The organism is Candidatus Villigracilis saccharophilus, assembly GCF_016711665.1.
The window spans coordinates 35,438-62,412 of sequence record NZ_JADJSO010000006.1; the positions used below are offsets into that span (position 1 = coordinate 35,438).

At 51.6% G+C, this 26,975-nt stretch carries 24 protein-coding genes and 1 pseudogene; 20 read left to right on the forward strand and 5 right to left on the reverse strand.

Features of this window, described 5'->3' with window-relative positions; genetic code table 11:
• Positions 1–933 precede the first annotated feature (933 nt).
• From IPL17_RS03140 to IPL17_RS03205, 14 genes and pseudogenes are all read left to right on the forward strand, one after another.
• Positions 934–3,276 (forward strand): tetratricopeptide repeat protein, encoded by a 2,343-nt coding sequence (locus IPL17_RS03140; protein ID WP_345305625.1) that lies wholly within the window; start codon positions 934–936, stop codon positions 3,274–3,276.
• Between the two features lie 244 nt (positions 3,277–3,520).
• Positions 3,521–5,153 (forward strand): annotated as a pseudogene (locus tag IPL17_RS03145) (carboxyl transferase domain-containing protein).
• Positions 5,154–5,179: 26 nt separating this feature from the next.
• Positions 5,180–5,842 (forward strand): hypothetical protein, encoded by a 663-nt coding sequence (locus tag IPL17_RS03150; protein WP_345305626.1) that lies wholly within the window; start codon positions 5,180–5,182, stop codon positions 5,840–5,842.
• Positions 5,843–5,892: 50 nt separating this feature from the next.
• Positions 5,893–6,378: a DUF1579 domain-containing protein gene (locus tag IPL17_RS03155; RefSeq protein ID WP_345305627.1), complete on the forward strand. Its 486-nt coding sequence runs from the start codon at positions 5,893–5,895 to the stop codon at positions 6,376–6,378.
• A 96-nt stretch (positions 6,379–6,474) separates the two neighbouring features.
• On the forward strand, positions 6,475–7,458 hold the full coding sequence (locus IPL17_RS03160; protein ID WP_345305628.1) for an NAD-dependent epimerase/dehydratase family protein: 984 nt from the start codon (positions 6,475–6,477) through the stop codon (positions 7,456–7,458).
• Positions 7,448–8,983: an acetyl-CoA carboxylase biotin carboxylase subunit gene (gene accC / locus IPL17_RS03165; RefSeq protein WP_345305629.1), complete on the forward strand. Its 1,536-nt coding sequence runs from the start codon at positions 7,448–7,450 to the stop codon at positions 8,981–8,983. The genes IPL17_RS03160 and accC overlap by 11 nt, the downstream gene beginning before the upstream one ends.
• 2 nt (positions 8,984–8,985) lie before the next feature.
• A complete protein-coding gene (locus IPL17_RS03170; RefSeq protein ID WP_345305630.1) occupies positions 8,986–9,261 on the forward strand; it encodes a hypothetical protein in 276 nt (91 codons plus the stop codon).
• An 8-nt stretch (positions 9,262–9,269) separates the two neighbouring features.
• A complete protein-coding gene (locus tag IPL17_RS03175) occupies positions 9,270–9,464 on the forward strand; it encodes a biotin/lipoyl-containing protein (RefSeq protein ID WP_345305631.1) in 195 nt (64 codons plus the stop codon).
• Positions 9,464–9,961: a MaoC family dehydratase gene (locus IPL17_RS03180; RefSeq protein ID WP_345305632.1), complete on the forward strand. Its 498-nt coding sequence runs from the start codon at positions 9,464–9,466 to the stop codon at positions 9,959–9,961. The genes IPL17_RS03175 and IPL17_RS03180 overlap by 1 nt, the downstream gene beginning before the upstream one ends.
• Positions 9,962–9,979: 18 nt before the next feature.
• Entirely contained in the window at positions 9,980–10,489 is a 510-nt protein-coding gene (locus tag IPL17_RS03185) for an aldolase/citrate lyase family protein (protein ID WP_345305633.1), read from the forward strand.
• Positions 10,458–10,850, forward strand: a complete 393-nt coding sequence (locus IPL17_RS03190) for an aldolase/citrate lyase family protein (protein ID WP_345305634.1) — start codon at positions 10,458–10,460, stop codon at positions 10,848–10,850. Before IPL17_RS03185 ends, IPL17_RS03190 begins: the two co-directional genes overlap by 32 nt.
• An 83-nt stretch (positions 10,851–10,933) precedes the next feature.
• Positions 10,934–11,779: an EamA family transporter gene (locus tag IPL17_RS03195; RefSeq protein WP_345305635.1), complete on the forward strand. Its 846-nt coding sequence runs from the start codon at positions 10,934–10,936 to the stop codon at positions 11,777–11,779.
• Between the two features lie 357 nt (positions 11,780–12,136).
• Entirely contained in the window at positions 12,137–13,825 is a 1,689-nt protein-coding gene (locus IPL17_RS03200; RefSeq protein WP_345305636.1) for a DEAD/DEAH box helicase, read from the forward strand.
• A 156-nt stretch (positions 13,826–13,981) separates the two neighbouring features.
• Positions 13,982–14,968: a hypothetical protein gene (locus IPL17_RS03205; RefSeq protein WP_345305637.1), complete on the forward strand. Its 987-nt coding sequence runs from the start codon at positions 13,982–13,984 to the stop codon at positions 14,966–14,968.
• A 41-nt stretch (positions 14,969–15,009) separates the two neighbouring features.
• Here IPL17_RS03205 and IPL17_RS03210 read toward each other — a convergent pair whose 3' ends face one another.
• Positions 15,010–17,397, reverse strand: coding sequence for an endonuclease MutS2 (locus tag IPL17_RS03210; protein WP_345305638.1), 2,388 nt, complete (start codon positions 17,395–17,397; stop codon positions 15,010–15,012).
• Positions 17,398–17,461: 64 nt separating this feature from the next.
• Here IPL17_RS03210 and IPL17_RS03215 point away from each other — a divergent pair, with 64 nt between their 5' ends.
• Together IPL17_RS03215 and IPL17_RS03220 are read left to right on the forward strand one after the other, a co-directional pair.
• On the forward strand, positions 17,462–18,235 hold the full coding sequence (locus IPL17_RS03215) for an SDR family oxidoreductase (RefSeq protein WP_345305639.1): 774 nt from the start codon (positions 17,462–17,464) through the stop codon (positions 18,233–18,235).
• A 44-nt stretch (positions 18,236–18,279) separates the two neighbouring features.
• On the forward strand, positions 18,280–18,936 hold the full coding sequence (locus IPL17_RS03220) for a haloacid dehalogenase-like hydrolase (RefSeq protein ID WP_345305640.1): 657 nt from the start codon (positions 18,280–18,282) through the stop codon (positions 18,934–18,936).
• A 1-nt stretch (position 18,937) separates the two neighbouring features.
• On the opposite strand, the gene IPL17_RS03225 is transcribed toward IPL17_RS03220, so the two are convergent.
• The 4 genes from IPL17_RS03225 to IPL17_RS03240 all read right to left on the reverse strand — a co-directional run bounded on the left by IPL17_RS03225 (position 18,938) and on the right by IPL17_RS03240 (position 23,014).
• A complete protein-coding gene (locus IPL17_RS03225; protein ID WP_345305641.1) occupies positions 18,938–19,864 on the reverse strand; it encodes a glycosyltransferase family 4 protein in 927 nt (308 codons plus the stop codon).
• 157 nt (positions 19,865–20,021) lie between these two features.
• Positions 20,022–20,453 carry a nuclear transport factor 2 family protein gene (locus tag IPL17_RS03230; RefSeq protein WP_345305642.1) on the reverse strand — a complete coding sequence of 144 codons (432 nt, stop codon included), beginning with the start codon at positions 20,451–20,453 and terminating at the stop codon, positions 20,022–20,024.
• Between the two features lie 3 nt (positions 20,454–20,456).
• Positions 20,457–21,479 carry a glycosyltransferase family 4 protein gene (locus tag IPL17_RS03235; RefSeq protein ID WP_345305643.1) on the reverse strand — a complete coding sequence of 341 codons (1,023 nt, stop codon included), beginning with the start codon at positions 21,477–21,479 and terminating at the stop codon, positions 20,457–20,459.
• Complete coding sequence (locus IPL17_RS03240) at positions 21,476–23,014, reverse strand: hypothetical protein (protein ID WP_345305644.1); 1,539 nt, start codon at positions 23,012–23,014, stop codon at positions 21,476–21,478. The genes IPL17_RS03235 and IPL17_RS03240 overlap by 4 nt, the downstream gene beginning before the upstream one ends.
• 205 nt (positions 23,015–23,219) lie before the next feature.
• Between IPL17_RS03240 and IPL17_RS03245 the strand changes: the two genes are divergently transcribed.
• The 4 genes from IPL17_RS03245 to IPL17_RS03260 are packed head-to-tail and all read left to right on the forward strand — an operon-like array spanning position 23,220 to position 26,905.
• Complete coding sequence (locus IPL17_RS03245) at positions 23,220–23,849, forward strand: deoxynucleoside kinase (protein ID WP_345305645.1); 630 nt, start codon at positions 23,220–23,222, stop codon at positions 23,847–23,849.
• 19 nt (positions 23,850–23,868) lie between these two features.
• Complete coding sequence (locus tag IPL17_RS03250) at positions 23,869–24,888, forward strand: hypothetical protein (RefSeq protein WP_345305646.1); 1,020 nt, start codon at positions 23,869–23,871, stop codon at positions 24,886–24,888.
• A 52-nt stretch (positions 24,889–24,940) separates the two neighbouring features.
• The gene (locus tag IPL17_RS03255) at positions 24,941–25,852 is read left to right on the forward strand and encodes an alpha/beta hydrolase (protein ID WP_345305647.1); all 912 of its coding nucleotides are present in this window, start codon (positions 24,941–24,943) and stop codon (positions 25,850–25,852) included.
• Positions 25,853–26,905, forward strand: a complete 1,053-nt coding sequence (locus IPL17_RS03260) for a DMT family transporter (RefSeq protein WP_345305648.1) — start codon at positions 25,853–25,855, stop codon at positions 26,903–26,905.
• Positions 26,906–26,975 lie beyond the last annotated feature (70 nt).

The following is a 26,975-nucleotide window of genomic DNA, read 5'->3' on the forward strand; positions in this document are numbered from 1 at the left end:
CGGGGCCGGGGGGGGGGCGGGGCCCGCTCCCCCGCTTTTTCCCCCGGGCCCCCCCTTTTTTTGGGGGGGGGGGGGGCCGGTGGGGGGGGGGGGGCCGGCCCCCGCCCCCCCGCCCCCGGGCGGCGGGGGGGGCGGGGGGGGGGGGGGGGGGGGGGGGCGCCCCCCGGGCGGGGGGCCCCCCCGGAAAGGGGGGGGGGGCTCTCCCCCCCGGGGGCGGGGGGGGGGGGGGGGGGGGGGCGGGGGGCCCCTTTTTTTTCCCGGGGGGGGGGGGGGGGGGCCCCCGGGGGGGGGGGGGGCGGGGGGGGGCGGGGGCGGGGGGGGGGGGGGGGGGGGTCGGGGGGGGGGGGGGGGGGGGGGGGGGGGCCCCCTTCCCCCCCCCCCCCGGCCCGGGGGGGGGGGGGGGGCCGCCCCCCCCCCCCCGCGGGGGCCGCCGCCCGGGCCTTGGGGGTTTGGGGGGGGGGCCCCCCCCCGCCGGGGGGGGGGCGGGCGCCCCCCCGGGGGGGGGGTTGGGCCCTTCCCCTTTTTTCTTTGCGGGGGCGCGGGCCCGGGGGGGGGGGGGGCGGCGGGTCGGCCTGGGGGGGGGGCGGGCCCCCCCCTTTTTTTTTCTTTTTTTTTTTCCCCCGCTGTTGGTTGGCGCGGGGGGGGGGCCCCCGGCTTTTCCGGGGGGGGGCCCCTTTTTCTTTTTTTCCCCCGGGGGCCGGGGGGGGGGGGGGGGGGGCGCGGGGGGCCCCCCCCGGGGGGGGGTTCCCCCCCCTGGCTTGGCTTTCCCGGCGGGGGGGCCCCCCCCCCCCCCCCCCCCTTTTTTTTTTTTTTCCGGTTTGTTTTTTTTTTTTTTTTTTTTTCCTTTTTTTTTGTTGTTTTTTTTCTCCAAATAGTTATCTCACCTACGTCAACTTCTACAATCCAGATGATTGGGACATCGCCTGGAAACAATTGCTTGAGGCGCTTGGTTCACCCGTCAACCCGCCGCCAATCCCCGTGGACATACGCTGGTTCTTCGGTCATCGTTATGGCGACATCGAGAATTTTACAGGTCGAGTCAAAGAGTTGGAAATGCTCGATGAGTGGTTGAGCAATGATAAAGATAATTTGTTAATCCTGCGCGCACTTGGGGGATTTGGCAAATCAATTTTGACATGGCAATGGTTCAACAATAACGTTGATAAAACAAAATGGCAGACGGCGGTCTGGTGGTCGTTCTATGAAAAGGAATCGGGCTTTGAGAGTTTTCTCGCGGAGACGCTGAAACATCTCGGCGTGGAGGTCAAAGAGTCCGCGCGGCAGCAGGTCAATGATCTGCTGGAAGCGATGCGTGGGACGAACATCCTGATCGTGCTGGACGGCTTCGAGCGCTTGCTGCGTCAATACGGGCGGATGGATGCCGCGCTGCAAAGTGATGATGAAGATGCCGACATTGACCCATCCCAGCGCGATTGCTCCTCCCCGCTGACGGAAACCTTCCTGCGCGGCTTGAGCGGCGCGGGCATGAAGTCCAAAGTCTTGATGACCACGCGCCTGTGTCCGCGCGCATTGGAGAGCGCCGACGGCAAACTGCTCAAAGGCTGCCGCGATGAGTCGCTCTCCGCCTTCTCGCCCGAGGACGCGGTGACGTACTTCCACAACGAAGGGATACAAGCCACGCGCGCGGAGATCGTCGAAGTGTGCGCCACGTATGGCTATCACCCGTTGAGTTTGAGCCTGCTGGTCGGTTTGATCAACGAAGACCATCGCTTCGCGCAGCGCGGCGATATTGCGGCGGTGAAGAATCTGGAAATCTTCGAGGACGTGAGAGCCAGACGGCATCACGTTTTGGAACGCGCGTATGAAAGTTTAGCCCCCGAGCGCATGGATTTGCTGAGCAAGATTTCCTGCTTTCGCGGCTCAATGGAATACGCCGTGCTCAAAAAGGTGTTCCCCAGCCCCGACCTGGACAAAGCCCTGCTTGACCTGCGCAAGCGCGGACTACTGCAATACGCGGGCGAGACCGGACGCTACGATATGCACCCGATCGTGCGGCATTATGCCTACGACCACTTCACCAACGAAAAGCGGCGCAAAGAGGCGCACGTCCAACTTGCCATGCACTTTGTTGACGTCATGCCCGTGACGAACAAGAACGTGAAAACGCTGGAAGACCTCACGCCCGTCATCGAACTGTATCATCACATGCTTAGGGCGGGGAATCTGGATGAGGCAGTGAAGTTGTTTTATGACCGAATTAACAAACCAACTTATTATCAATTTGGCGCTTATCAATTACGCATTGAACTTTTACGCGCTTTATTTATTGACGGTGAAGATAAACTGCCGCGTCTGAAAGATGAAAGCGCCCAAGCATTCACTCTCAATGCCCTCGGTGCTGCTTATGGAATGAGTGGTCAGCCGTATTACTCTGTGAAACTGCGTGAAATGACAAATGATATTTACGAGAATAAAACGAAAAACAAGGAACATCTCGCCATCGGGCTGGGGAACGTGGCGGGACAGCAACTGGTCATCGGTGCGTTAAGCGACGCGGAGCGTAACCTGCGTCGCGCTATGGATTTATGCAGAGAAATAGATAATAAATTTGAGGAAGCAAGTGATCACTCTCACCTGTCGCGCGTTTTTATTACGTGCGGATTGTGGAATGAAGCAGAACAAGAACTTTCAATATTTCTTGAGATGGCTGGCAAAGATAAAAAAATTCAAATGCAAGGTGTAGCATGGTCATACCGCGCCCTGCGTTTCCTACTGATGGCGCGTGCCAATCCCCAATCGTCAATCGTAAATTGTAAATCGGCAATTGAATGCATCCAACGCGCTCTTGAATTGGCAGATGAAACAACACGCACACGTATGAATGTTCCCCGTGATTATGTTCGTGTCTACTGGCTACTCGGCGCAGCATATCGCGCCAATAACGATTTGACTCTGGCAGAAGAAAACCTGTCCAAAGCGCTCAATCTCTGTCGGCAAATCAATGCGGTTGACGCAGAAGCCGACATCCTGCTCGACCTGGCGCGGTTGCGTTACAAGCAGGGCGATCTCAAAGACGCGCAGGAAAAAGCGTCCGAGGCGCTGGTGATCACGGAGCGCAGCGGGTACGTGTTGCAGGGGGCGGATGTGAATCTCTTCCTCGCCCAATACGCGCTGGAGCAGGAGAAGGATAAAGTCAAGGCAAAGGAATATGCCGAGTCCGCGCTGAAGCTGGCCTATTGCGACGGTCCGCCGTATTATTACAAGGTGGCGTATGAAGAAGCGGAACGGTTTTTAGAAAAGTTAGAACAAGTTTGAAGGTGTGAAAGCCCGAAGCAATCTCCTGATAACAAACATATACGGGGTCGCGAGGAGATTTCTTCTCCGCGTCCTCTGCTCCTCGCGATTAAATCCCAACCTGACAAAAAGGACTCAGCCCTTCGCCGAGTCCTTTTTACTTGTTACTCATTACTTATCACTCATTCCTCATCCCCCCTTTTTATGCTAGACTCACCCCACTGAAAACTATCCACTATCCACTGACCACTACCCACTGGATCCCATGGAAACTCTCTCCTCCGCGCTCGACCCGCAATCCCCCGAATTCAAAGCCAATGCAGAACACAACCGCGCCCTCGCGAGTGAATTGAAGAAGCGGCTTGCCCTCGTCCGTGAAGGCGGCGGCGAGAAATACCGCAAGCGACATGAAGAACAGGGCAAGCTCTTCGTGCGCGAACGCATCGAACGTCTGCTCGACCCTGGCGCGCCCTTCCTCGAACTCTCCGCGCTTGCCGCATGCAACCAACATGTATAACAACGAAGCGCCATGCGCGGGCATCGTCACAGGCATCGGACGGATCTCCAACCGCGAAGTGATGATCGTTGCCAACGACGCCACTGTCAAAGGCGGCTCGTATTTTTCGATGACCGTCAAAAAGCATTTGCGCGCGCAGCAGGTCGCCGAGGAAAATCATCTGCCCTGTTTGTATCTTGTCGATTCGGGCGGCGCGTATCTGCCGCTGCAGGATGAGGTCTTCCCCGACGCGCATCACTTCGGACGCATTTTTTACAATCAGGCGCGCATGTCTGCCAAGCGCATTCCGCAGATCGCCGCCGTCATGGGCAGCTGCACCGCGGGCGGCGCGTACGTCCCTGCGATGAGCGATGAGGCCATCATTGTCAAAGGCGCGGGCACTATTTTTCTGGGCGGCCCGCCTCTCGTCAAAGCCGCCACGGGCGAGGATGTCACTGCCGAAGAATTGGGCGGCGCAGATGTCCACACCCGCAAGAGCGGTGTTGCGGATCATTTCGCCGAGGATGATGATCATGCCATCGAGATTCTTCGCAGCATCGTAGAGACTCTGCCCCGAGGACACGCGTTGGCGCGCTCGCATCTTTCCGCGCTGGAAGTTGCTCCCCCCGAAGAACCTTTATACAACCCTGACGAATTGTACGGCGTCCTGCCGCGCACCTTCAAAGAGTCCTACGACGTCCGCGAGATCATCGCCCGCATCGTGGACGGTTCCAAGTTCCGCGAGTTCAAAGCGCGTTACGGTACCACGCTGGTAACAGGCTTCGCCCGCATCCACGGATACCCCGTCGGCATCATCGCCAACAACGGCGTGCTGTTCAGCGAGTCCGCGCTCAAAGGGACTCACTTCATCGAACTCTGCGACCAGCGCGGAATCCCATTGCTGTTCCTGCAAAATATCACAGGCTTCATGGTCGGCAAGGAATACGAAACAGGCGGCATCGCCAAAGACGGCGCGAAGATGGTTCATGCCGTTGCCACGACCCGCGTCCCCAAATTGACTCTCGTCATCGGCGGCTCCTTCGGCGCAGGCAACTACGCCATGGCAGGCCGCGCCTACGGCTCCCGCTTCCTGTGGATGTGGCCCAATGCGCGCATCTCCGTCATGGGCGGGGAACAAGCCGCGAATGTGCTCTTAACCATCAAACAAGATCAACTCGCTCGAGAAGGCAAACCAACTCTCAGCCAGGCAGAAGCGGACGAGTTCAAACGTCCACTCCTGGAGAAATACGAAACCGAAGGCAGTCCCTATCACTCCTCCGCAAGATTATGGGATGATGGAGTCATTGCTCCCGATGAAACTAGGCAAGTCTTAGGATTAGCTTTATCAATCGTTTTGAATTCGCCAAAAGAAGAAGGCGGCTTCGGCGTTTTCAGAATGTAATTAGAGATAACAATGGATAAACTTTAATGAACAATCCTTGGAAAAATTTACCTGAAACACAACCATATATATTACCTTCGGATTATGAACTCATAGATTTTGAAAATCGAAAACTATCACATGACACTATAATCCAACATCACATTTTGCCAGAGCCTTATATTGGTGATCCCAATGCGCCTATTATTTTATTAAATCTCAACCCAGGATACGCCGATGAAGATGTTGCTTTTTATAATCAAAAACATGTGCGGATACTCTGGGAGAAAAATATCCATCATAGCCCAATGGATTATCCCTTTTGGTTTTTAGATCCAAGTTTGGATGTGGAGATTGGTGGAGCAAGGTGGTGGCAAACTAAACTTAAGGAGCCGATTAAAACAGCTGGACTCCAGAAAGTTGCAAATAGGGTTTGTTGCATTGAGTGGTTTCCATATCACTCCCGTAAATTTGCACGGTTGAATAAGATCATAGATTCGCAGAATTACAGTTTTCATCTCGTTCAAAAAGCTATTTCGCAGAAAGCTATTGTGGTTGTTATGAGAAGTGAAAAATTATGGTTTGAATCCGTTCAAGAATTAAGAAGTTACAAGCATGTCTATCGATTGAATAGCCCGCAAAACGTAGCTATTAGCCGAAAAAATTGTCCCACAGGTTTCCCGCTGATCGAAACCATTCTAATGTCATAAAACCTTATCCATTTTGTTTTGGTTATAAGACTTAAAAGTAGGAATTAACTATGACTTTCTCAAACTCAATCGCCACTCCCCATCACTTCTTCGCACGAATGGCAGGCAACTGGCGCGGCACATCCAGTCTTTGGATGGAACCAGATAAACTTGCCGACGAAGCGTCCATTGTAGGAACTATTCAACTTCTGCTCGAAGGACGCTACGCCCTCTTCTTGTATCAATCATCCATCGAAGGCGAAGCGCAGCACGGCATGTTCACCTTTGGATACAACACCACACTGGAACAATTCGAAACCTCGTGGGTGGATTCATTCCATACCAACACGGGCATCATGTTCTGCGTCGGCAGGGAAAAAGAAAACGGATTTGCCGTCACGGGCAGTTACCCTGACCCCACTGGCGGACCAGACTGGAGCTGGCGCACCGAAGTGGAATTGGATGGAGATCAACTGACCATCACCGCCTACAACATCACCCCCGAAGGGGAAGAAGCCAAAGCAACCGAAATGGTTCTTACGAGATCGAAGAAATAAAGATGTTATGTCGTTGCGAGGGCGTGCTCTTCGCCCGAAGCAACCTCCTGAAAAGTGGAGATTGCTTCGTCGCAATGACGTACAAATGGAGACAAAATGAAAATCCTCATCATCGGCGGTACACGTTTTCTGGGGCGGCATCTTGTCAACTCTGCGCGCGCCCGCAGGCATGAAGTGACGCTCTTCAACCGCGGACAAACGAATCCAAATCTGTTCGGTCAGGTGGAAAAGATTCAGGGAGACCGTGAAAAAGATCTGGATCTACTTTCGGGTCAGTGGGATGCGGTCATTGATACCTGCGGATATTTTCCGCGCATCGTCCGCATGTCTGCTGAAGCATTGAAAAGCAAAGTCGAACAGTATGTTTTTATCTCCAGCATTTCGGTGTACTCTGATTTCAAAAAGATCGGCATCAACGAAAGCGATCCTGTCGGAAAGATCGAGGATGAAACAATCGAGGAGATCACAGGCGGGTCATACGGCCCTTTGAAAGCCTTATGTGAAAAAGCCGTGCAGGATGTTTTTGGCATGGACTCGTTGATCATTCGCCCGGGCCTCATCGTTGGTCCGCATGACCCAACAGATCGCTTCACGTATTGGCCTGTGCGTGTCGCGCGCGGCGGGAGCGTCCTCGCGCCTGAGAAACCTGAGATACCAATTCAAATCATTGATGTTCGTGACCTGTCCGATTTTATTATTGAACTGATACAGCAAAATGTATCAGGCGTCTTCAATGCGACGGGACCAGATCACGAACTGACTTTAGGCGCAATGCTCGACACCTGCAAACTGGTCAGCGCCAGCGACGCAAAATTCAAATGGGCGTCTGTGGAATTCCTTGATCAAAACAAGGTAGCCCCATGGAGCGACATGCCTGTCTGGGTTCCAGATACTGCGGAAGATGCGGGTTTTTCCCGCGTCAACATATCCAAAGCCGTTAATTCGGGCTTAAAGTTCCTGCCGCTCGAGGAGACTGTCCGCGACACCATCAAGTGGGCGGCTGAGCGTCCCGAAGGATATGAATGGAAAGCAGGATTGAAACCAGAACGCGAAAAATTGCCGATTGATGGTGAAGAGTAAACGTGCTGACTCAAAACCACCTTTCACAAAAATACTAGTCGCCAATCGCGGCGAGATCGCCATTCGCATCATGCGCGCCTGCAAGGAGCTTGGTATAAAAACCGTTGCCGTTTATTCCGAAGCGGATGCGAATGCCCAACACGTTCAACTCGCTGACGAGGCTGTTTTGCTTGGCAGCGCCGCGCCAAAAGAATCCTATTTGAATGCGGACGCGCTCATCCGAGCCGCTCTCGACTCGAAAGCAGATGCCATTCACCCCGGCTATGGATTCCTCTCAGAGAACGCATCCTTCGCCGCCGCAGTTGAATCAGCGAATTTGACATTTATCGGCCCCTCGGCAGACTCCATCCGCGCAATGGGAGATAAAGCCGAGGCGAAAATATTGATGAAGAAATCTGGCGTGCCAACCGTCCCAGGTTTTGAAGGTTTGGCGTCAGACGAGGATTTCAAAAAAGCCGCAAAAGAGATTGGTTATCCTGTACTCATCAAAGCATCAGCGGGCGGCGGCGGCAAAGGCATGCGCGTGGTCAATGCGGAAAGCGAATTGAGCGACGCCATCGAATCCGCGCGCAGTGAAGCCTTGAATTCCTTTGGCGATGAAAGATTGCTGATCGAAAAATATTTGGCGGATGCGCATCACATCGAGTTTCAAGTCTTTGGCGATAAGCACGGAAATCTGGTCCATCTTTTTGAGCGGGAATGTTCCGTTCAGCGCAGACATCAAAAAATAATCGAAGAAACTCCTTCGCCATTGCTCACGCCTGAACTCCGCGCAAAGATGGGCGAAGCCGCAGTTGCCGCCGCCAAAGCCGTCAATTATTACAACGCTGGCACCATTGAATTTATCTTCGACCCGACCACATCGCAATATTATTTTCTTGAAATGAATACAAGATTGCAAGTCGAACACCCCATCACCGAACTCACCGCAGGCATTGACCTTGTCCAGTGGCAGATCCGCATTGCGGCGGGAGAGAAATTCCCATTCACCCAAAGTGACTTCCACCAGCACGGACATGCCATCGAGTGCCGCGTCTATGCCGAAGACCCAGCCAATGGATTCCTTCCAAGCACAGGCAGTCTCCTGCAATTCATCGAGCCGCACGGACCGGGCATCCGCGTGGATTCAGGTTTTTCAACGGGCAGTGAAGTCAATCATTTTTACGACCCCTTACTTGCAAAGTTAATTGTCCATGCAGAAAATCGTGAGACAGCCATTCAAAGGATGCAGACCGCGCTTAGTGAATTTATCGTGCATGGTGTTGTGACGAATATCGATTTTATGCAAGCTGTAATGGCGCATGAAGATTTTGCAAACGGTAAAGTATCCACCAGATGGGTGGAACATACTCTGGAGTCAAACAGCAAGCTGTTTGACATTGGTCAGCAAGCTGACCAACTCCAGAGTCTAATCGCCGCAGCGCTTGCGGATGTGGTCTTTGTTGGTTCGAAATCACAGCCCGCTGTTTCCAATGAGACCGATCCATTCAACCCGTGGAAGCAGACGAATAATTATAGAAATTAACCATGAAAATAAACTTCGACAGACAAACTCTTGAGATCAACCCATCAGGCGATAATTATGTCGCCAGCGTGGACGGAAAGACTGTCTCCGTTCAAATCGTCCGCGTAGATGCGGCGCAGGGGCGAATGGATTTACCTGATCGAGGGGGGGGGTCAAAGTCCGTTTACGTCTCATCGGATATGGCGAAGAGATGGGTGACGATTAATGGTCACACGTTGATGCTGACGAAAACTTCGGGCGCGAAGCAAGGCGTCAGACACGATCATGCCGGGGATTGATCGCCCCAATGCCAGGTCAGGTGCGAAGCGTTTCTGTCAGCGTGGGCGATGTCGTTAAGAAGGGTCAAACTCTTTTGACGATGGAAGCCATGAAGATGGAAATCCGCATTCAAGCTTTGAAAGATGGTAAAGTGAAGTCTGTTTTTGCGGCACAGGGTCAGACTGTTGAGCGGGAGCAGATCCTGATCGAGATGGAGGAATAATGGCTGGAAAATATTTTGAAGATCTGCAGGTTGGGATGCACTTCAAACATTCGGCGGGGCGCACGGTGACCGAAATGGACAACGTGCTGTTCTCTGCGTTGACGATGAATACTCAGCCATTACACGTGAATGAAGAGTTCGCCGCGAACACGGAATTTGGTCAGCGTATCGTGAATGGGATTTTTACCTTGGGATTGGTGGTCGGTTTGACGGTTGCAGAATTAAGCGAAGGCACGATCATCGCGAATTTAAGTTATGACAAAGTGACCCATCCCAACCCGACATTTCATAATGATACGATCTATGCCGAGACCGAAGTTCTGGAACGCCGCGAGTCAAAGTCCAGACCGAATGTGGGCATTGTCAGATTCAAACATTGGGGAAAGAAATCGGATGGAACAGTAGTGGTTGAGTTCGAACGAACAGCAATGTTCTTGAAGAAAGGTCAGCGGCTGGACTTCTTGCCAAAATCCAGCAGACATACTTTTGACCTGTAATTTTTGATGGAGACGATCATGCATTCACGACGTGCACTGCTTTACATGCCCGGTGACAATTGGAAGATGATCACGAAATCCGTCACGCTCGGAGTTGACTCCATTTGCATGGACATGGAAGACGGGACGGCGATCAATAAAAAAGATTTGGCGCGTGCGACCATTGTCAAAGCTTTGCTGGAATTGGATTTTGGCAAAAGCGAAAAACTGGCGCGGATCAACTCAGTCGGCTCGGGCTGGGAGAAGGATGATATCGAGATCGTGCTTCCATATCACCCCGATGGGATCGTGATTCCCAAAGTTGAATCTTTTGATCAAGTGGAATGGGCGAGCAAAATTATCGAAGCCGGGGAATTGAAATATGGCTGGCCTGTGAATTCGATTCGGATTCTGATTGGTATTGAAACTGCCAAGGGGATTTTAAATCTCAAAGAGATCGCAGCGCATCCGCGCTTGGATGCGATCATCTTCGGCGGGGAAGATTTCGCAGCATCCATTGGCGCGGTTCGAACCAAAGGAAGCGGTTGAATTGCTATATGCGCGGCAGGCAGTGATCGTCGCTTGCGCGGCAAATGATCTGCAGGCGATAGATATTGTCACGATCGATTACAAGGATATCGAATCCCTGCGGATCGAATCTGAGTTCGGCGCGCGGCTGGGGTTTGCCGGCAAGCAGATCATCCACCCCGCGCAGGTGGAACCTGTCCAAACTTCGTTCACGCCAAATGATGAAGCCATTGCTTATGCAAAGCGGATCGTCGAAACATTTGAGGCCAATCAAAAAGAAGGCAAAGGCGCATATTCGCTGGATGGGAAGATGATCGACATGCCACTGGTCAAAAATGCGCAGAAGGTTTTGGAACGAGCCAAGGCGGCGGGAAAGAATTAATCCACCACAAAGGGCACAAAGATTCATAAAGTTAATATCTGCTCAATCTGACTAATCAGCGGATAAAATCCAGGAGTTCAAATTTGCTATCCATACTATTCGGTCTCGGCGCCGCGCTCGGCTGGGGCGCGGGCGATTTTACGGGCGGGCTCGCTTCGCGAAAAACAGGCGCGTATCGCGCGGTTTTTTACAGTGAGGCGATCGGCATTATCTTTCTTTTGATCGTCGTGAAAATTTCGGGTGAGTCTCTGCCGAATCAAAGAGTATGGTTGCTTTCGATGCTGGCCGGGGCGCTCGGCACCGTTGGCTTAATGATGCTCTACCACGCCATGACGCTCGGCCTGATGAGCATCGCCACACCGGTCTCCGCTTTGCTGGCGGCGTCCCTGCCGGTTTTTGTGGGCATCTTCAAGGAGGGAATTCCACAGCTATTGACCGTGATCGGATTTGGCTTCGCTCTCTTTGCGGTTTGGATGATCTCTCAGGGTGAGAACGGCGTCACAAACATTCTGGCGCATCTTTCCGACTTGAAACTGCCCCTGCTGGCCGGCATTGGCTTCGGCTCATACTTTGTGCTCATGCATGAAGCCACCAGCACAGGCGCGACCGTCTGGCCGATGGTTGCCTCGCGCAGCGGCGGCACGATCCTGATCACTGCCTACATGTTGATTACCCGCGCTTCCTGGAAGGTGGAAGACACATCCGCGTGGCCGATGATCACGATCAATGGAATACTTGATATTTCTGGAAATATATTTTTTATTCTCGCCGGTCAATCAGGTCGCATGGATGTGGCCGCGGTATTAAGTTCCCTCTTCCCCGGCGCAACTGTTATGCTGGCGTGGATCTTCCTCAAGGAACGATTGACCCGCAATCAGTGGATCGGGATCGCTTCCGCGCTGGCGGCCATCGTGTTGATGACGATTTGAATCTCGTGTACCAAATTTCACAGAATCCAAAATTTCTGTGGTAAACTCTTGTCCGCTCTCAACGGAGAGCATTTTTGGGAAATTGTTTTGGTCACTCTAAACTGTAAGCCCGATGAAATTTTCTCGGGCTTTTTTGTTGGGCGAGTTTGTTTGCAAAAGCAAACTTTGTTGGCAAGAAGGAAGTGAACGGAGTTATCAGAACATTTCATAATTAGGTATGTCGTTGCGAGGAGGATGCTCTCCCCGATACCATCCCGAATGCTTTTATCGGGACGAAGCAACCTCCAACTTTATGGGAGATTGCTTCAGGCGAAGAACAAAAGCGTCTTCGCAAAGACATATAAAAAAGGAAATCTGATGACAACCGAATTTACTTCTTTAAACCTGCGCCCCGAGCTGGAGCAGGCCATCGTCGAACTTGGCTATGTAACGCCAACTGGAATTCAAGAAGGCATGATCCCCCTCATGCTCACAGGCGTGGATGTGATCGGTCAGGCCCAAACAGGCACTGGCAAAACCGCCGCCTTCGCACTCCCCATTCTTCACAATTACATACATCAACGACTGCCGCAGGCCCTCGTGCTTGCGCCTACACGCGAACTCGCTGTTCAAGTTGCCGCCGCCATGGAACAATATGGCAAGCATCTCAAGGCGCGTGTGCTGGCAGTCTACGGCGGGCAGCCTTACGGCCCGCAGGTCAATCAACTCAAGCGCGGTGTGGATATTGTCGTTGGCACCCCCGGCCGTATCATTGATCTTCTCGAACGCAAAGTATTGGATCTGAGCATGATCAAGACCGTTGTGCTGGATGAAGCCGATGAAATGCTCAACATGGGATTTATCGAACCCGTGGAAGAGATCCTCTCTGCGACTCCTTCCGTTAGACAGACTGCACTCTTTAGCGCCACCATGCCCGTACGTATCCGCAGCCTTGCAGATCGCTTCATGCGTGACCCGCAATCTGTCACCATTAAAAAAGCGACCATGACCCTGTCAGGGACCGAACAGCGCTACTACCTCGTCCATGAGGGCGATAAACTGGCGGCGCTGACAAACCTCTTTGAAATTGAACCCATTACCAGTGCGTTAATATTCGTCCGCACGCGTATCGAAACCGGACAGCTTGCAGGTCAACTCTCCGCGCGCGGTTTTCCTGCCGAAGCATTGAATGGCGACCTCGAACAAAATGCCCGCGAGCAGATCCTCGGCAGATTCCGCAGCGGCCAGATCAAGGTATTGGTCGCGACAGATGTCGCCGCCCGCGGTTTGGATATTGATAATATTTCCCACGTCTTCAATTACCAATTGCCCGATGATGCCGAAGTGTATGTCCATCGTATTGGACGCACAGGCCGCGCAGGCAAGACGGGTATTGCCATTTCATTATTCGCGCCGCGCGAAAAACGCCGCCTGCGCGAGATCGAGCACATGACAAAACAGGCGCTGACACTTGGGAAGCTACCCACCGCCGCAGATATCGCCAAGCATCGCGAAGATCAGGTCCTGGAACAAATGAAGATCTGGCTTGGCCGTGGACGGTATCAGCGCGAGCGTGAACTTGTGGCGCGTTTGGTGGAAGAAGGGCACGATCCGCTCGAGATCGCAGCTGCCGCTTTGAAGTTATCGCGCGCGGACGAAAAGCAGCGCCCCGTTGCAAATGTGACGGATGTGGTTGTATCTGAAAGCCGTTCCTCCTATCGCGGCGACCGTGAATTTAATCGCGGTAAACCGCAGGGCAGGGATGGCGGACGCGGCCGCGAAACAGGCAGGCGCGGCGAACACGATTCTGGCAACAAGCGGGCTTCTCATGAAGCAGGCATGGTGCGTTTGAAATTGAACAAAGGCAAGGAGAACGGCGTCCGCCCGAATGACATCGTCGGCACCATTGCGCATCACGCGGATATTCCGGGCAGTGTCATTGGCAAGATCCGAATCGAGGATAAATTCACTTATGTGGACGTCCCCGAGGAATTGGTGGAGAAGGTCTTGAAGCACAATGGCAATTACCGAATTGGAAAAGATAAATTCACCCTGGTAAAGTCATAATTCCAAGATAATTTAAGAAGGGCATGCATGAGTTTTTAATAACAAGACAAGCCATAAAACGCAAAGGTCGCGGCCTTTGCGTTTTTTTAAATTCCATATGAGCTTTCCTTGAATATACGTTGTACCCTTTGGATATTTGTGGTTAAATAATTCATTATGAAGCGTATCTATTTTCTAACTTTAATGGTTTTCATGGTGACGACAGCCTGCGGGTCGGAAGCACGGGTTATCCCAACAATTACATCCACGCCAACACTGACGCTGGATCAGATGATTCCCACGCCCAGATATAGAAATACGATTGATACTCCCACAAATACGCCGGCGCCGACAGCCACAGATGCATCTGTATTACTGATAACCTCAACTCCGCAGATACTCGAAACGGCACGAACTATGACGGAAACACTCGCGCCGTCTACCGGCTCTGATGAGTGGATGGAACTGCCTGTCATTCCATCCATCAATCCCAGCATTAGCGAGATCTACAATACCGGGCAAGCGCTCGGCAATAATCCAAGTGCTTTTTCCATTTTTGGTGATTGTCAAAGCAGACCCGCTGAATTTTTTGGAATTTACGAAACCGACCCTACAGTGTATAACAGCCTTTCTCCCGATCTGCAGCAGACGGTAACCAATTTCACAGGCTCCTTTAACCGCGAAAGTTCCACATCACAAGACGGCACCACCCCCGGCGGCTTACTTTGGACGGAATGGCATCGCGGCGAGTACGGCTGTACAGCCGCAGAAACGCCAGTGGATTGCGAACTGCGTACCCATCGTCCGTCGTTTGTCATTATCCAGATCGGCACACATTTCGAGTCGCGCAACACCGAATACTTGCGCACGATCATTACCCAATTATTGGATGCCGGGGTGGTCCCCATCCTTGCCACCAAGGCGGATAACCGAGAACTGGATAACCGCATCAACCGTGACATGGCACTGCTTGCCACCGAATTCGATCTTCCGCTCTGGAATTTTTGGGCGGCGTTATCCGGCCTGCCCGATCGCGGTCTTTACGTTATGGAAGGACGCGAAGAACAGGGCGCCGTCTATCTAAACACCGAAGCTTCGGAACTTCATCGCATGACCGGCTTGATCATGCTGGATGCGGTCTGGCGCGCAGCCACAGGAAATTAAGAATCAAAAGGCGGCTTTGAAGCCGCCTTTTGATTCTTGCATTAGCTGCTTTTCAGCATTGCCACGGTCACACCTTCGCCGCCCTCGGTGCTGCCGCCTTCTTCAAACGACTTAACATACTCATGTCCACGCAACGCACCGCGCACGGCCTGACGCAGCCTGCCGGTCCCTTTGCCATGAATGATCCGCACATAGGGCAGGCCTGAAAGAAAAGCCTGCTCCAAGTATCTTTCCATTTTATCCAGCGCGTCTTCAGCCATCAGCCCGCGCAGATCCACTTCCATACCCGGAGACTTGGAAGCAGCCGCCATAACCGCGCGCCCACTCCCGGTGACCTGCTTTGGCTTTTCTTCAGATACCGGCTCGCCGGATCTTTTCAACAGGTCAGATAACCTCGCCCGCATACGGATCGTCCCGATCTGAACTTCCGCATCCGACTCACCCAGGGCGGTCACCACGCCTTCAGCATTCAACGTGCTGACAATGACTCGTTCCCCGAGTCGAATTGATGATTTACTTTCAACCTGCGTGCGTTGACGCTCCACCGGCGCTTCAACCTTCTCTTCTATTTTTTCTATCTTCGATTCGATCAATTTAATAGCTTCAAGGGGTTGTTTTGCCTTCTTCAATTGCTGTTTGAGCGAATCCATATTTTGCTTAAGCACCGCCACTTCCAACTCACCTTCAGCACGGGCTTTTGCTAAAGTCTCGCGGCGTTCATCTTCAATCTTCTCAAGTCGTTTTTCAAGTTCACGTGTTTGCGCCTCCAATTTGGCGCGCGCTTTTTCCAGTTTTTCGCGTTCACGTGAAGTGCGGTTGCGCTCCTTGCGAATATCATCCAATAATTTGTCCGCCCTTAGGTCCAGCGGATTGATTTCCGCCCGCGCAGAGTCAATGATGGCTTGCGGAAGACCGAGTTTTTGAGCGATCAACAAGGCGTTGGACCTGCCCGGGAGACCGAGGGTCAGTTTATAGGTCGGGCGAAGCGTTTTGATGTCGAATTCCAAAGAAGCATTGACCACGCCATCCGTGCCATGCGCGAAAGTTTTCAATTCAGGATAATGTGTCGCAACCAGAGTCATCGCGCCGACATCCAGCAAGTGACTCAAGATCGCGCGTGCAATGGCCGCGCCTTCCTGCGGGTCCGTACCTGAGCCCAGTTCATCAAAGATAACCAGCGAGCGGTGATCTATTTTTTTTATGATTCGAATAATATTTGTGATATGCCCGCTGAAAGTGGACAGTGACTGCTCGATGGATTGTTCGTCGCCAATATCCGCCCAGACCGAATGGAAGCACGGAAGCTCGGATCCGCTTTGGGCAGGGATATGCAGCCCGCTTTGGGCCATGACCACCAGCAAACCGACAGTCTTCAATGAAACAGTTTTACCGCCTGTGTTCGGACCCGTAATGACAATGGCTCGTGTGCCGGGCGCAGGGTCAACATCAACGGGGACAACTGTGTTGGGGTCAAGCAGCGGGTGGCGCGCATTCAACAGCTTGATTGATGATTGACGATTGGCAATGGATGATTGTTTTACTTCATCCTTATAAAGGATCGGCTCGCTCGCCTTCAACTCATCCGCGTATTTCGCTTTTGCAAACGCCAGATCCAATGCAGCCAGATTCTCAACGCCATATTTCAACTCAGTTGCGTGTTCGCCGATCTGCGAGGAAACCTGCGCAAGGATCTTGCGTTCTTCATCGCGCTGCGCCAATTGCAGTTCGCGGATCTCATTATTGGCTTCCACGACAGGCAGCGGTTCAACAAATAATGTCGCGCCGCTGGAGGACTGGTCATGCACGATGGATTTTATCTTTCCCTTGAACTCCGCCCGCAAAGGAATGACATAACGGCCATCACGCTGTGTAATGATCGGCTCCTGTAACATCGAAACAGTTTTCGAATCGGTTACGTATTTTTGCAGGCGCGTCATCAGGCGGTCTTGTGCCACGCGCAGGTTGCGGCGAATATCTCCAAGTTTTGGAGAAGCGGAATCCAGAATTTCTCCGCGGTCGGAGAGGATGCGGGTAATGGCATCCACGAGTCCGTGCGTATCTGGCAGCCCTAACACGATCTGTGTCAGGCGCGGATATTCCTCTGCCCTTTTTTCAAATGATTTTTTCAGGTCGCGGCACGAAATAAGCGTGGATTTAACATCCAGCAAAGTATGCGGGTCAAGCACGCCCCCGCGCGCAGCAAGGTCTGCCTGCGGACGGATATCATGCGCCGCGCCGACCCCCGCACTCTCCATCGAAAGCAATTTGCGCGCCTCAGATGTTTCCGCGATACGGGCATTCGCCAACTCAAAAGACGGGGTTGGTTCGAGCGAATTCGCCAGGTCCTTCGAGGCGGAGAAATCACAGAACCCTGCCAATTGACCGAGAATCTTTGGGTATTCAAGTACGTTGAGAGTCTTACTATCCATAATAGGAGATTATACTTTGGAGTCAGACAGCTTGCTATCTGAGCATATTGTTGAGGAGAAGAAGATGAAGCTAGAAAATAAGACTGCCATTATTACGGGTGCAACCAGCGGTATTGGAAAAGCCACTGCATTGTTATTTGCAGAAGAAGGCGCAAATCTTGTCATTACGGGCAGAAGGTCCGAGAAGGGAAAAGCCGTCGAAGCAGAATGCAGGCAAAAGGGATGCCGATGCGTGTTTATCAAAGCGAATCACTCAAAGTTGGAAGACTGTCAAATGGTTGTGGATGCTGCCCTTAAGGAATTTGGTCAAATCGATGTTTTGTTCAATAACGCGGGCATCGTCACCAAAGGGACTGCGGAGACGACCTCTGAAGAGGTTTGGTTGGATACAATGAACATCAATGTGACAGCCGTCTGGCACATGTGCAAGCTTGTGATCCCCCACATGAAGAAGCAAGGCCAAGGCGTGATCGTTAACAACGGCTCAGATTGGTCTGTGGTCGCGGGAAAGAACGCCTTCCCATACATCATGAGCAAAGGCGCTGTTGGCATGATGACCAAGGCCATGGCGCTTGATTATGCGCGCGAGAATATCCGCGTGAATGCTGTTTGTCCTGGCGATACCTTTGTAGACCGCTGGATCGAGAAAGGATATTTTGAAGGTTCCAATCCAGTGACTATTGAAGAAGCGATCAAGGAATCAAGCGCATATATTCCGATGGGCAGGTTTGGAAAGCCAGAAGAGATCGCCAAAGCTGTGTTATTTTTAGCTTCTGATGATTCAACTTTTGTAACAGGCCACTTGCTTTTGGTAGATGGCGGAAATACCGCGCAGTAATAAAGTTATAATCACTTTGATCTCAATTCGACAAAGGAGTAATCATGATCGTTGCGTCAGATCTTATGGGCACATTAACTACAGGTTCGCCTTTTCTTGGGTTGGTGGATTGGGTAAAACACAACCAAAGCAAGGTCAGCGCAAATCTTTACATGGCTGCGATCATGCCTTCTTATTTATTGGCAAAAAACGGGTTGATCGACTGGCAGGCTTGGGGACAAAAGTTAATGGTAAACAGCCTGGCTTATATCAATAATGCAGATGCCCAAAAATTGGCGGACGTTTCTGAATGGGTCGTGGAGCATGATTTTTGGAAGAAGCGCCGTGAAGATGTCGTAGCGCGGCTTATCAAACACCGTGAACATGGCGCAAAAGTTTATATCGCAAGCAGTGTGGTGGAACCTTTTATCGAACCGTTTGCAAAACGTATTGGAGCACAGAGTATTGGCACCCCTGTGGAAATTGTCAACGGGCGCGTGAGGATGGTCGGTGAATTAATGGCGAATGAAAAGAAGATCGAGCAGGTACTAAGCCGCCTCGGCGTGGACCGAGTGGACATAGCCTACGGCGACACGATCTTGGATGTTCCCCTTCTCGAACATGCCGATCATCCGGTAGCGGTGTATCCTGATGCCAAGCTAAAAGCCTTTGCGTTGAGCAAAGGCTGGGAGATCATGGGCGATACGCCGAAGATCGGATAAATCAACCCAGTGAGTTCAAGGCTTGTACAAAAACATCCGCCATCTTTTGGATATTGATCTCCTCGGAAACAATTCGATAAGATTCCTCGCCCATTTTTCGTAAACGCGCCATATCAGACAGCGCGTTTTTCATTGTAGAAACCAGCGCGCCGTAATCCTCGGGTGTGATCTGCCATCCATTTTTCTCGCGGACCAGGTCATCCTGCGTGCCATCTCCTTTTGCCACGATGACTGGCAAACCATGACTCATAGCCTCTTGAACAGCCAACCCCCCGGTTCCAGGCAGTACAAATAAATCTGCTTCTTCAAAATAGGGTTTGATCTCAGCCCCATGCTTTGCCCCAATAAATTCTGCGGCAGGATATACATCCCTGGCGAGCGACTGTAATGACGCGCGCTCCGGTCCATCGCCGACGATGATCAAGCGCGGTTTTGATTCCATTTCAGCACAGGCACGTAATAATGAGTCAATACGCTTGCGAGCCTGTAATCTCCCTACAAATAATATGGTTGGTTGAAGGTTAAATGTTGAAGGTCGAAGATCGAAAGTCGGCGCGGGTGAAACTGAGTTATGCGCCACAAATATTTTCTCGGGTGGAAAACCAAGCGCAGCATATTCTTCAGCCCCGCGCTGGCTGTACGCAAGCATTGCGTCAAATTTATTAATAAACCGCGCCCAAGCCCCATTGCTTTTTGGCGCGCCCAACCCCCAACCGATGACTTTTCTTCGTCGTGAATGTAACCAGTTAACGGCAGAAGGTGTGGAGATATTTCGCAGGCTCGCCTCCACGATCAGCGCATTAGGATTCCATTCTTCAAGCCAGTTGACAATCCCTTTTTGATAACAAAGATAAAACGAATTGCTGAACAGATGGATATTCTCTGCCTGCTTGAAATCCGCAACTTGGGTCTGGCCGCTTTGAATCATTTCCACCCGGCGAGGGGCTCCCGCAAACAGACTCATTCCGCCCTTACACGATTGCGCCAGTAAATCAAAGAAGGGAACGCGATAACTGGGGAGTACGCGTTGCTGCAGGGCGAGACGACCTGAATATTGGCTCATGGATAGATCAGTGATATTCCTATTAAGGCTGGATATGCGGCGCGGAATATGCCGGTGACTTATGCACGTGTACGACTTTCCATTCCCCGTTCAATTTAACGATTACGCGACTTTCATTGTGCGCGGCAACTTTGACTCCTTCAGCCAAAGCGGTGCTGATCAGCAATGTGTAACTGGCGACGGCAGTATCTCCATAGCGCTGAATATGTAAATTTGCGAGATCCAATCGACTCTCGGCTTTCCTTCCCTGATCTTCTGCGCCAAAGATGGAGCCGCGTGAAGCGTTGGATGTCATCATAAATTCGTGAAAGGGCAGCCCATCCAAACGATGCGGTGTGACCCACCACTCGTAAAGAGTCAGATCTCCGGTTGTGGTTTCATAATAGACAGGTATATTATTCTCTTGGATTGACCGCAGATGTTTTAGTAAAAAATCGTGAATTTCATTATCCATATTTTAGTTCTCCAGAAGAAACTTTAGGTAACTATCCACCATTTGATCCAAGCCAAGCGCAGACTCGGCGTGGTCTCGCGCAGCCTGGCTAAAGAGCGCCTGTCTTTTCAAAATATCATGAGCTGCCCGGGCTAGCGAGAAAACATCCGGCGGCTCGATATCCCAGGGATTGCTGCCGTATGGGACGACACGGCCGGCATCGCCGGCCACCAATTCCTTCACCGCACCCGTGTCAAATCCAATGACAGGCAACCCGCAGGCCAGTGCCTCGATGACCGAATTCGGGCAGGCGGGATGCAGGTCTGCGGAAAAGAACAAATGCGCAGTTCGCATGATCTCAGGGATGCGTTCACGCGGCGCACTTCCCATCCATTGAATGGGCACATGGCTTTTGGAATTAACACGCAGGCGGTGATCATCTGATATTTTCCCAACGACAATTAATTCAACTGGCACATCAAATTTCTCTTTTAGTATCTCAGCCAGCTGAACGGCGTTATCCAGGCCCATGTCATAGCCGCCGCCGAGGTTGCCCTCCACCAGCAATAACCGATATGGCGGATGAGGTAATATCCCATCCCGCACAGTTGAATAATTGTTTAGATCAACACCATTATGTATGATCGTGGATGGGACCTGAATCTTTCCGTACCAATCTTCCCACCAGTTGCGTGAAAACTCGCTTTGATAAACGATCTTGGTCGCGATATTCCGGCGGATCAACGACAAAATAAAATTACCGTATTCAGCGCGCAGGAAATGTTTAAGACCCGTACTTCGTTTTCGATGAACCCAGTTGATCCCGTCCAGGCGCTGCACGATCCGTTGTCCGCGCTGACGTGCCCTCCGCAACGGGAGCAGGCTGCGGGTCCCGCCAATAACAAGCACCGCATCCGCCTCGGCGGAAAGATCATGGGTCACGTCCACATTGCGCGCACGCAGCCCTTGTTCAAATTTCAAACGAAAGGAAGCCGTGCCGCCGATTCCATCAACACGCGGAATGATGCAAATGCGTGAAGTTCTCATCCCGCCTCGCCCATCTTTCGCGTTACGCTATCCATGAATACCCAATTTTTTGTGCGGCTATATGTGTGGGTGGCGAGATACCCAGCCTGCGGCAAAATCTTTTCCACAAGGGTCTCGGCGTAATCCCGCTCGGTCAAAATATCAACGCGATTCAGGTTTAATGCATACCCATAACGCCGCGATGAATCCTGCGAGGGACGGTAGAGAATTCCATTGTGAGTAAAGAATGGTCCAGCCGGCCTGGCGCTACGCGCATCTGAAACAATTGGGTTGAGCGGGTGCGGAGTCCAGTTCGATGAAAGCGGGTCATCCGAAAAGAAAAGGTGCAGCTCATCCCAGGATGAGGATCCCTTCTCGGTCATCAAATTCGCGAACAGCCACCAATGTCTGCCATGTTGTAATAACGTTGTGTCCACGGCGTACACATCCTTCATGACCGTGCCGATAAATTCCCAGGCATCGGGCCAGTGTGTACAGCGATATAACTCTATGGCGCGCTTCGATGCCGTTTCTGGGATCATGTAGGTTTCGCCGTGATACTCGAAAGTAAATGGATAAGAAAGATGGTAAGGCCGTTCGAGAACAACCTTGTTGGACACGATATGCGCTTCTTCATCGAGAGTCAAACAAACAATTCGTCCGCGTCGGATTGCGCGGACATATTCCTCAACAAAGAGGAAGGTGCGGTCATCACGCTCGACAGCCATTGGATCGGCCCAGTACACGCCTCGAGGCGGGACGATGGGGTTGGTCGCTGTCCAAGCAGGGATAAGTCCGCCTCTGCTTTGTCCCGCAAAGAGCAGCCAGGTTTCACGCGGGCGGAATTTCTTCTCCAATGCCCGCCCTGCCTGCTTCCATGCCAGTTTGGCAACGCCTAAAATTTTCACTTCATAGCTATTATTTACATCGGACCTCAAAATACCCGGGTCTTGTGGTTCCGTTAGCTTGAAAAATTCATCTTCTCCTTGCAATATCAGTTTTTTCAATGCCCATATCAAAATAGAAGAGGCCCTTAGATAAACCAAATTCTGATTGCGCGCCGCAGAGAACCAGTCAGTGGCAAATACCGCGCGGCGGATATGCATGCGCCTGCCGTTTGGCAGGCGGGCGAACAATGCGCAAGTTGTCAAAGGAGTACGCTCCAATACTTCGCGAAAGCCAACCGTCGCAGAAATATCATTCCATGACCATGTGCCAAGTCGGGCGGGAAGATAAGTTGATTCAGCCTGAAAAGAAATCACGATGTCGAGTTGTTCAAGTTCAACTTCCTTAACACCTTCCACAGAAACAATGCGGATAGCGGGAAACTTTTCGTGTAAATTCACAGAAAAGGTCAGGTCGGGAATATTGTGCAGAAAACGGCGCTCGAGATTGAGATAAGTATCCAGAATGGCTGGCCTGTCAGCGGCCGATCTGCCAGCGTCGATCAACAACGTAATCTCCACCCCGTTCAGGGCAGAGACGCGATCCGCCAGTTGAGCGACCCATGCCGCGACGGAGGATGAATCCACAAGCAAACCGAGGCGCAATGTCATGGAGTCCTCTGAATAAGATCAACACAGGTATGGATCATGCATGGAATTATAACGTTCATCGCGAACAAAAAAGAGGATGGGTTTTATGGTATCCTTGCTTTAAATTCTTCACATCCAAGATCATAAAATAAAAATCCAGTTTTTTCCGCGATCGTTTCAAGATAAGGCCATAAGATATGCGGCAAGCGGCAGGGAGTATCCGTTCATGTACATAGCTATCGAAGGGGTGATCGGCGTCGGCAAGACCACACTTGCCCGCCTTCTCCAAAACACATTTGACGCGGAAGTTTTGCTTGAGATATTTGAAGAGAATCCATTTCTCTCCGATTTTTACGCAGACAGAGCGCGTTACGCATTTCAAACGCAGATCTTTTTTTTACTCAGCCGCTATCATCAACAAAACAACAATGTGCCCAAAATACTCGCTGAAGAAAAGAATTTGATTGCCGACTACACCTTCGCCAAAGACGCGCTCTTCGCGGGCATCAACTTGCAGGGTGACGAACTGGTTATGTATCACAGGGTGCACGAAGCCCTCGGTGAAAAAATTCCCAAGCCAGACCTGCTGGTCTATCTGCAGGCCACCACCGAAACTCTTATGTCGCGCATCGCGTTCCGTGACCGCCCCTATGAAAGAAAAATGGAACGTGCGTATATTGACGAGCTCAATCATGCCTATGAAGATTTTTTCAACAAGCCGTTTGACCATACGCCCATATTGAAGATCGATTCAAATGAATTGGACATCATTCACAATCCCGAACATCTCAAACGGATCGAGAATCGCATCCGCGAGACCTTGAGCCTGCCCCCGTTCCAAGCGACATTGCTTTAGCTGATAAAGGATAAACACCATGCGCGTAACACGTGAATCACTTCTCCGTATCGCAAAAGAGACTGCACAGGAGCGGGCCTATAATGATCAGGATATTATCGCAGCATACCTTACGGGGTCGCTGCTCAATATCGACCCCATGCTAGGCGGAACAGCCGACATTGATATTGTATTCGTTTATAAGAATAAGCCTCCAAAGACCCGCGAGTTCGTAAAGCTCACCCCCGACTTTCACCTCGATATCAGCCGCCGTACAAAAGATGAATTCAAATCGCCGCGCGAGTTACGCAGTGACCCATGGCTTGGCTATGAAATGTACGATCCCATCCTGTTGTACGAACGGGAAAAATTTTTTGACTTTGTGCAAGCCAGTTTGCGCGCAGGCTTTGATTTTGAACAGCCGCCGCTCATGCTGCAGCGCTGCCGTAAAATGCTTGCACACGGCCGTCAGATCTGGATGGACCTAACCGATGTAGACTCTGCGGGTCCGAAGGAAGTGCGAAAGTATCTGAAGTCCCTCTTCCACGCGATCAACGCCATCGCTGAGTTAAGCGGTCCGCCCATTTACGAACGCAGATTGCTGCTCGAATTCCCCGCGCGTGCCGAAGCCTCCGGAAAACCTGATCTGAGCGCAGCAGCCTTTGGCTTGCTCGGCGCAGGCAATATCAATGCAGAGAAATTAAAAACCTGGCTTCCAGACTGGAAATATGCCTTCAAACTCGCAGGGGAAAATATAAATGTGGATATACGTATCAGCCCTGTCCGCACAAACTATTACGAGAAAGCCATTAATGCGATGCTGGAAGGGGCAATTCCTCTCGCCGCGCTCTGGCCGCTCTTCCACACATGGACACTCGCCGCAGAAGTGTTGGATGGCGACCATCTGAAATTCTGGCAAAATGCCGCAGGCGAATTGGGATTAGTAGGCTCAGGGTTCTCCGATCGGGTTGACGGTCTCGATCATTTCATTGACGATATCGAGATCACGCTCGATGAAGTTGCCCGTGAAAATGGAGTGGATTCATCCACTGGTCTATAGAACAAAACTTCCGAAGTTTCGAGGCTTCGGAAGTTTTGTAAAAAGAAGGAATATGTCTATTAGTTTACGAAGCCGCTTCTGGCGTATGGTCTTACGCGGGATGTTTAAAAATCAAAAAACTACGATCGTTGCGCTTCGAGCCAATAGCGCTAATAACTCAAAAATGTTGGGGAAGGTTTCGAAAACCACACAAGTTGAACGGATTGACATTGATGGGATTCAAGCCGAATGGCTCAGACCTTTGAGCGCAAGCCAGGTTAATGTGATCTTGTATTTGCATGGCGGCGGATACGTCACTGGCTCGATCGAAGACCATCGCATGATGTGCGGTCTGCTGGCAGAGTCCGCGGGCGTGAAGGTCCTTATTCCAGAGTACCGCCTTGCTCCTGAGTATCCTTTTCCAGCCGCACTGGATGACTCGTTGAAAGTTTTTCACTGGCTGCTGGCACACGGTTATTTACCGGAAAATATAGTTATTGCAGGCGATTCTGCGGGCGGTGGATTGAGTTTGGCGGTTGTGCTGGCCTTGAAAGAAAAAAACGCACCACTCCCCGTGGCAGTCATATGCCTGTCGCCGTGGGCGGACCTGGCGCTGACAGGTCAATCACACACAACCAAAGCGAAAGCCGAAGCGATCTTGAATAAAGATGTTTTGCATGAATGGGCATTATGCTACACCGACGAATCCAACCTGACTAATCCGCTGGTCTCGCCTGTATACGGAGATTTTCATGGCTTCCCGCCGCTGTTGATCCAGGTCGGCAGCGAAGAGATTTTGCTGGACGATTCAATTCTACTCGCCGAAAAAGCCAGGTCCGCAGGCGTGGATGTGACTCTCAAAATTTGGGATGGCATGTGGCACGTCTGGCAGGCGCTGGGAGATTTGCTCCCTGAAAATAAAAAAACATTCGAGGAGATCGGTGAATTTGTGCAAAGGCAATTCGGGAGAATTGAGAAAAAATAAATGAAATCCAAGAGCCTGCCTTTTATCCTTCAAGCCCTGCTGGCCGCGATATTTTTCGGAGCGAGCGCGCCCATTGCGAAATTACTGTTGGGCGATAATATCGCGCCGATCTTCCTCGCGGCATTTCTGTATCTTGGGAGCGGGACTGGGATCTCTCTTTTTAAATTGAGTCAGCGGATGCGATCAAAGGAAGTTGAAGCGGGCATCAAATCACCAGATATCAAATGGCTGGCAGGCGCGATCATCTCCGGCGGAATCCTTGCCCCGATCATTTTGATGATCAGCTTACAGAATACACCAGCCTCCACGGCTTCGCTGTTGTTGAATTTTGAAGGTGCGGGAACCACCGTAATTGCCTTGCTATTTTTCAAAGAAGCCATTAGCCGCCGTGCGTGGATCGCTATCATTGTGATCACTCTGGCAAGTATTTTTCTCTCCACCAATTTCAGCAGCGGATTTGGACTCTCTCTCGGCGCGCTGGGAATTATCCTTGCATGTATGCTGTGGGGATTGGATAATAACTTCACACGCAACATCTCAGGCAAGGATCCGCTTGCCATTGTGGCGTGGAAGGGACTGGTTGCGGGTACATTCTCTTTCTTCCTCGCATTTTTCCTTGGCAATCAACTTCCATCACTGACCATTATTCTCAGCACATTGGTTTTGGGATTTGTCAGCTACGGCTTGAGCACCATGCTATTCATCCGGTCCATGCGCGGACTGGGCGCGGCGCGCACCAGCGCCTTGTATGGCACGGCTCCGCTGGCGGGTGTGCTGTTATCCATTATTATCTTTGGGGAATTCCCGTCGTTCATGTTTATCATTGCCGCGATTTTGATGATCGGCGGCGCGTTGCTGCTTATCAATGAAGAACACGAACATTCGCATGTGCATACAGTTTTATTCCATGAGCACAGTCACAGCCACAATGACCCTTCGCATGGACATGATGACATAAAGGGAATTCACTCGCATGAGCATGAACATCCCGCCGAGGAACATGAGCACGATCACATGCCCGATATTCATCACCGGCATGGGCATGAGGAGTAAGTAGTGTGAAAAAAAGATGAATGATATGTTTGAATTTGCAGTTGTTCTTGGAATTTTCGTAGGAATTTTT

Excerpts from the sequence above, each read along its gene's own strand:
- IPL17_RS03235 (WP_345305643.1), bottom strand. The coding sequence starts at position 21,479 with ATGAGAACTTCACGCATTTGCATCATTCCGCGTGTTGATGGAATCGGC.
- IPL17_RS03150 (WP_345305626.1), top strand. The coding sequence starts at position 5,180 with ATGAACAATCCTTGGAAAAATTTACCTGAAACACAACCATATATATTA.
- IPL17_RS03240 (WP_345305644.1), bottom strand. The coding sequence starts at position 23,014 with ATGACATTGCGCCTCGGTTTGCTTGTGGATTCATCCTCCGTCGCGGCA.
- IPL17_RS03160 (WP_345305628.1), top strand. The coding sequence starts at position 6,475 with ATGAAAATCCTCATCATCGGCGGTACACGTTTTCTGGGGCGGCATCTT.
- IPL17_RS03245 (WP_345305645.1), top strand. The coding sequence starts at position 23,220 with ATGTACATAGCTATCGAAGGGGTGATCGGCGTCGGCAAGACCACACTT.
- IPL17_RS03200 (WP_345305636.1), top strand. The coding sequence starts at position 12,137 with ATGACAACCGAATTTACTTCTTTAAACCTGCGCCCCGAGCTGGAGCAG.
- IPL17_RS03185 (WP_345305633.1), top strand. The coding sequence starts at position 9,980 with ATGCATTCACGACGTGCACTGCTTTACATGCCCGGTGACAATTGGAAG.
- IPL17_RS03260 (WP_345305648.1), top strand. The coding sequence starts at position 25,853 with ATGAAATCCAAGAGCCTGCCTTTTATCCTTCAAGCCCTGCTGGCCGCG.
- IPL17_RS03205 (WP_345305637.1), top strand. The coding sequence starts at position 13,982 with ATGAAGCGTATCTATTTTCTAACTTTAATGGTTTTCATGGTGACGACA.
- IPL17_RS03175 (WP_345305631.1), top strand. The coding sequence starts at position 9,270 with ATGCCAGGTCAGGTGCGAAGCGTTTCTGTCAGCGTGGGCGATGTCGTT.
- IPL17_RS03225 (WP_345305641.1), bottom strand. The coding sequence starts at position 19,864 with ATGATTCAAAGCGGCCAGACCCAAGTTGCGGATTTCAAGCAGGCAGAG.
- IPL17_RS03220 (WP_345305640.1), top strand. The coding sequence starts at position 18,280 with ATGATCGTTGCGTCAGATCTTATGGGCACATTAACTACAGGTTCGCCT.
- IPL17_RS03170 (WP_345305630.1), top strand. The coding sequence starts at position 8,986 with ATGAAAATAAACTTCGACAGACAAACTCTTGAGATCAACCCATCAGGC.
- IPL17_RS03230 (WP_345305642.1), bottom strand. The coding sequence starts at position 20,453 with ATGGATAATGAAATTCACGATTTTTTACTAAAACATCTGCGGTCAATC.
- IPL17_RS03250 (WP_345305646.1), top strand. The coding sequence starts at position 23,869 with ATGCGCGTAACACGTGAATCACTTCTCCGTATCGCAAAAGAGACTGCA.
- IPL17_RS03215 (WP_345305639.1), top strand. The coding sequence starts at position 17,462 with ATGAAGCTAGAAAATAAGACTGCCATTATTACGGGTGCAACCAGCGGT.
- IPL17_RS03155 (WP_345305627.1), top strand. The coding sequence starts at position 5,893 with ATGACTTTCTCAAACTCAATCGCCACTCCCCATCACTTCTTCGCACGA.
- IPL17_RS03255 (WP_345305647.1), top strand. The coding sequence starts at position 24,941 with ATGTCTATTAGTTTACGAAGCCGCTTCTGGCGTATGGTCTTACGCGGG.
- IPL17_RS03210 (WP_345305638.1), bottom strand. The coding sequence starts at position 17,397 with ATGGATAGTAAGACTCTCAACGTACTTGAATACCCAAAGATTCTCGGT.
- IPL17_RS03180 (WP_345305632.1), top strand. The coding sequence starts at position 9,464 with ATGGCTGGAAAATATTTTGAAGATCTGCAGGTTGGGATGCACTTCAAA.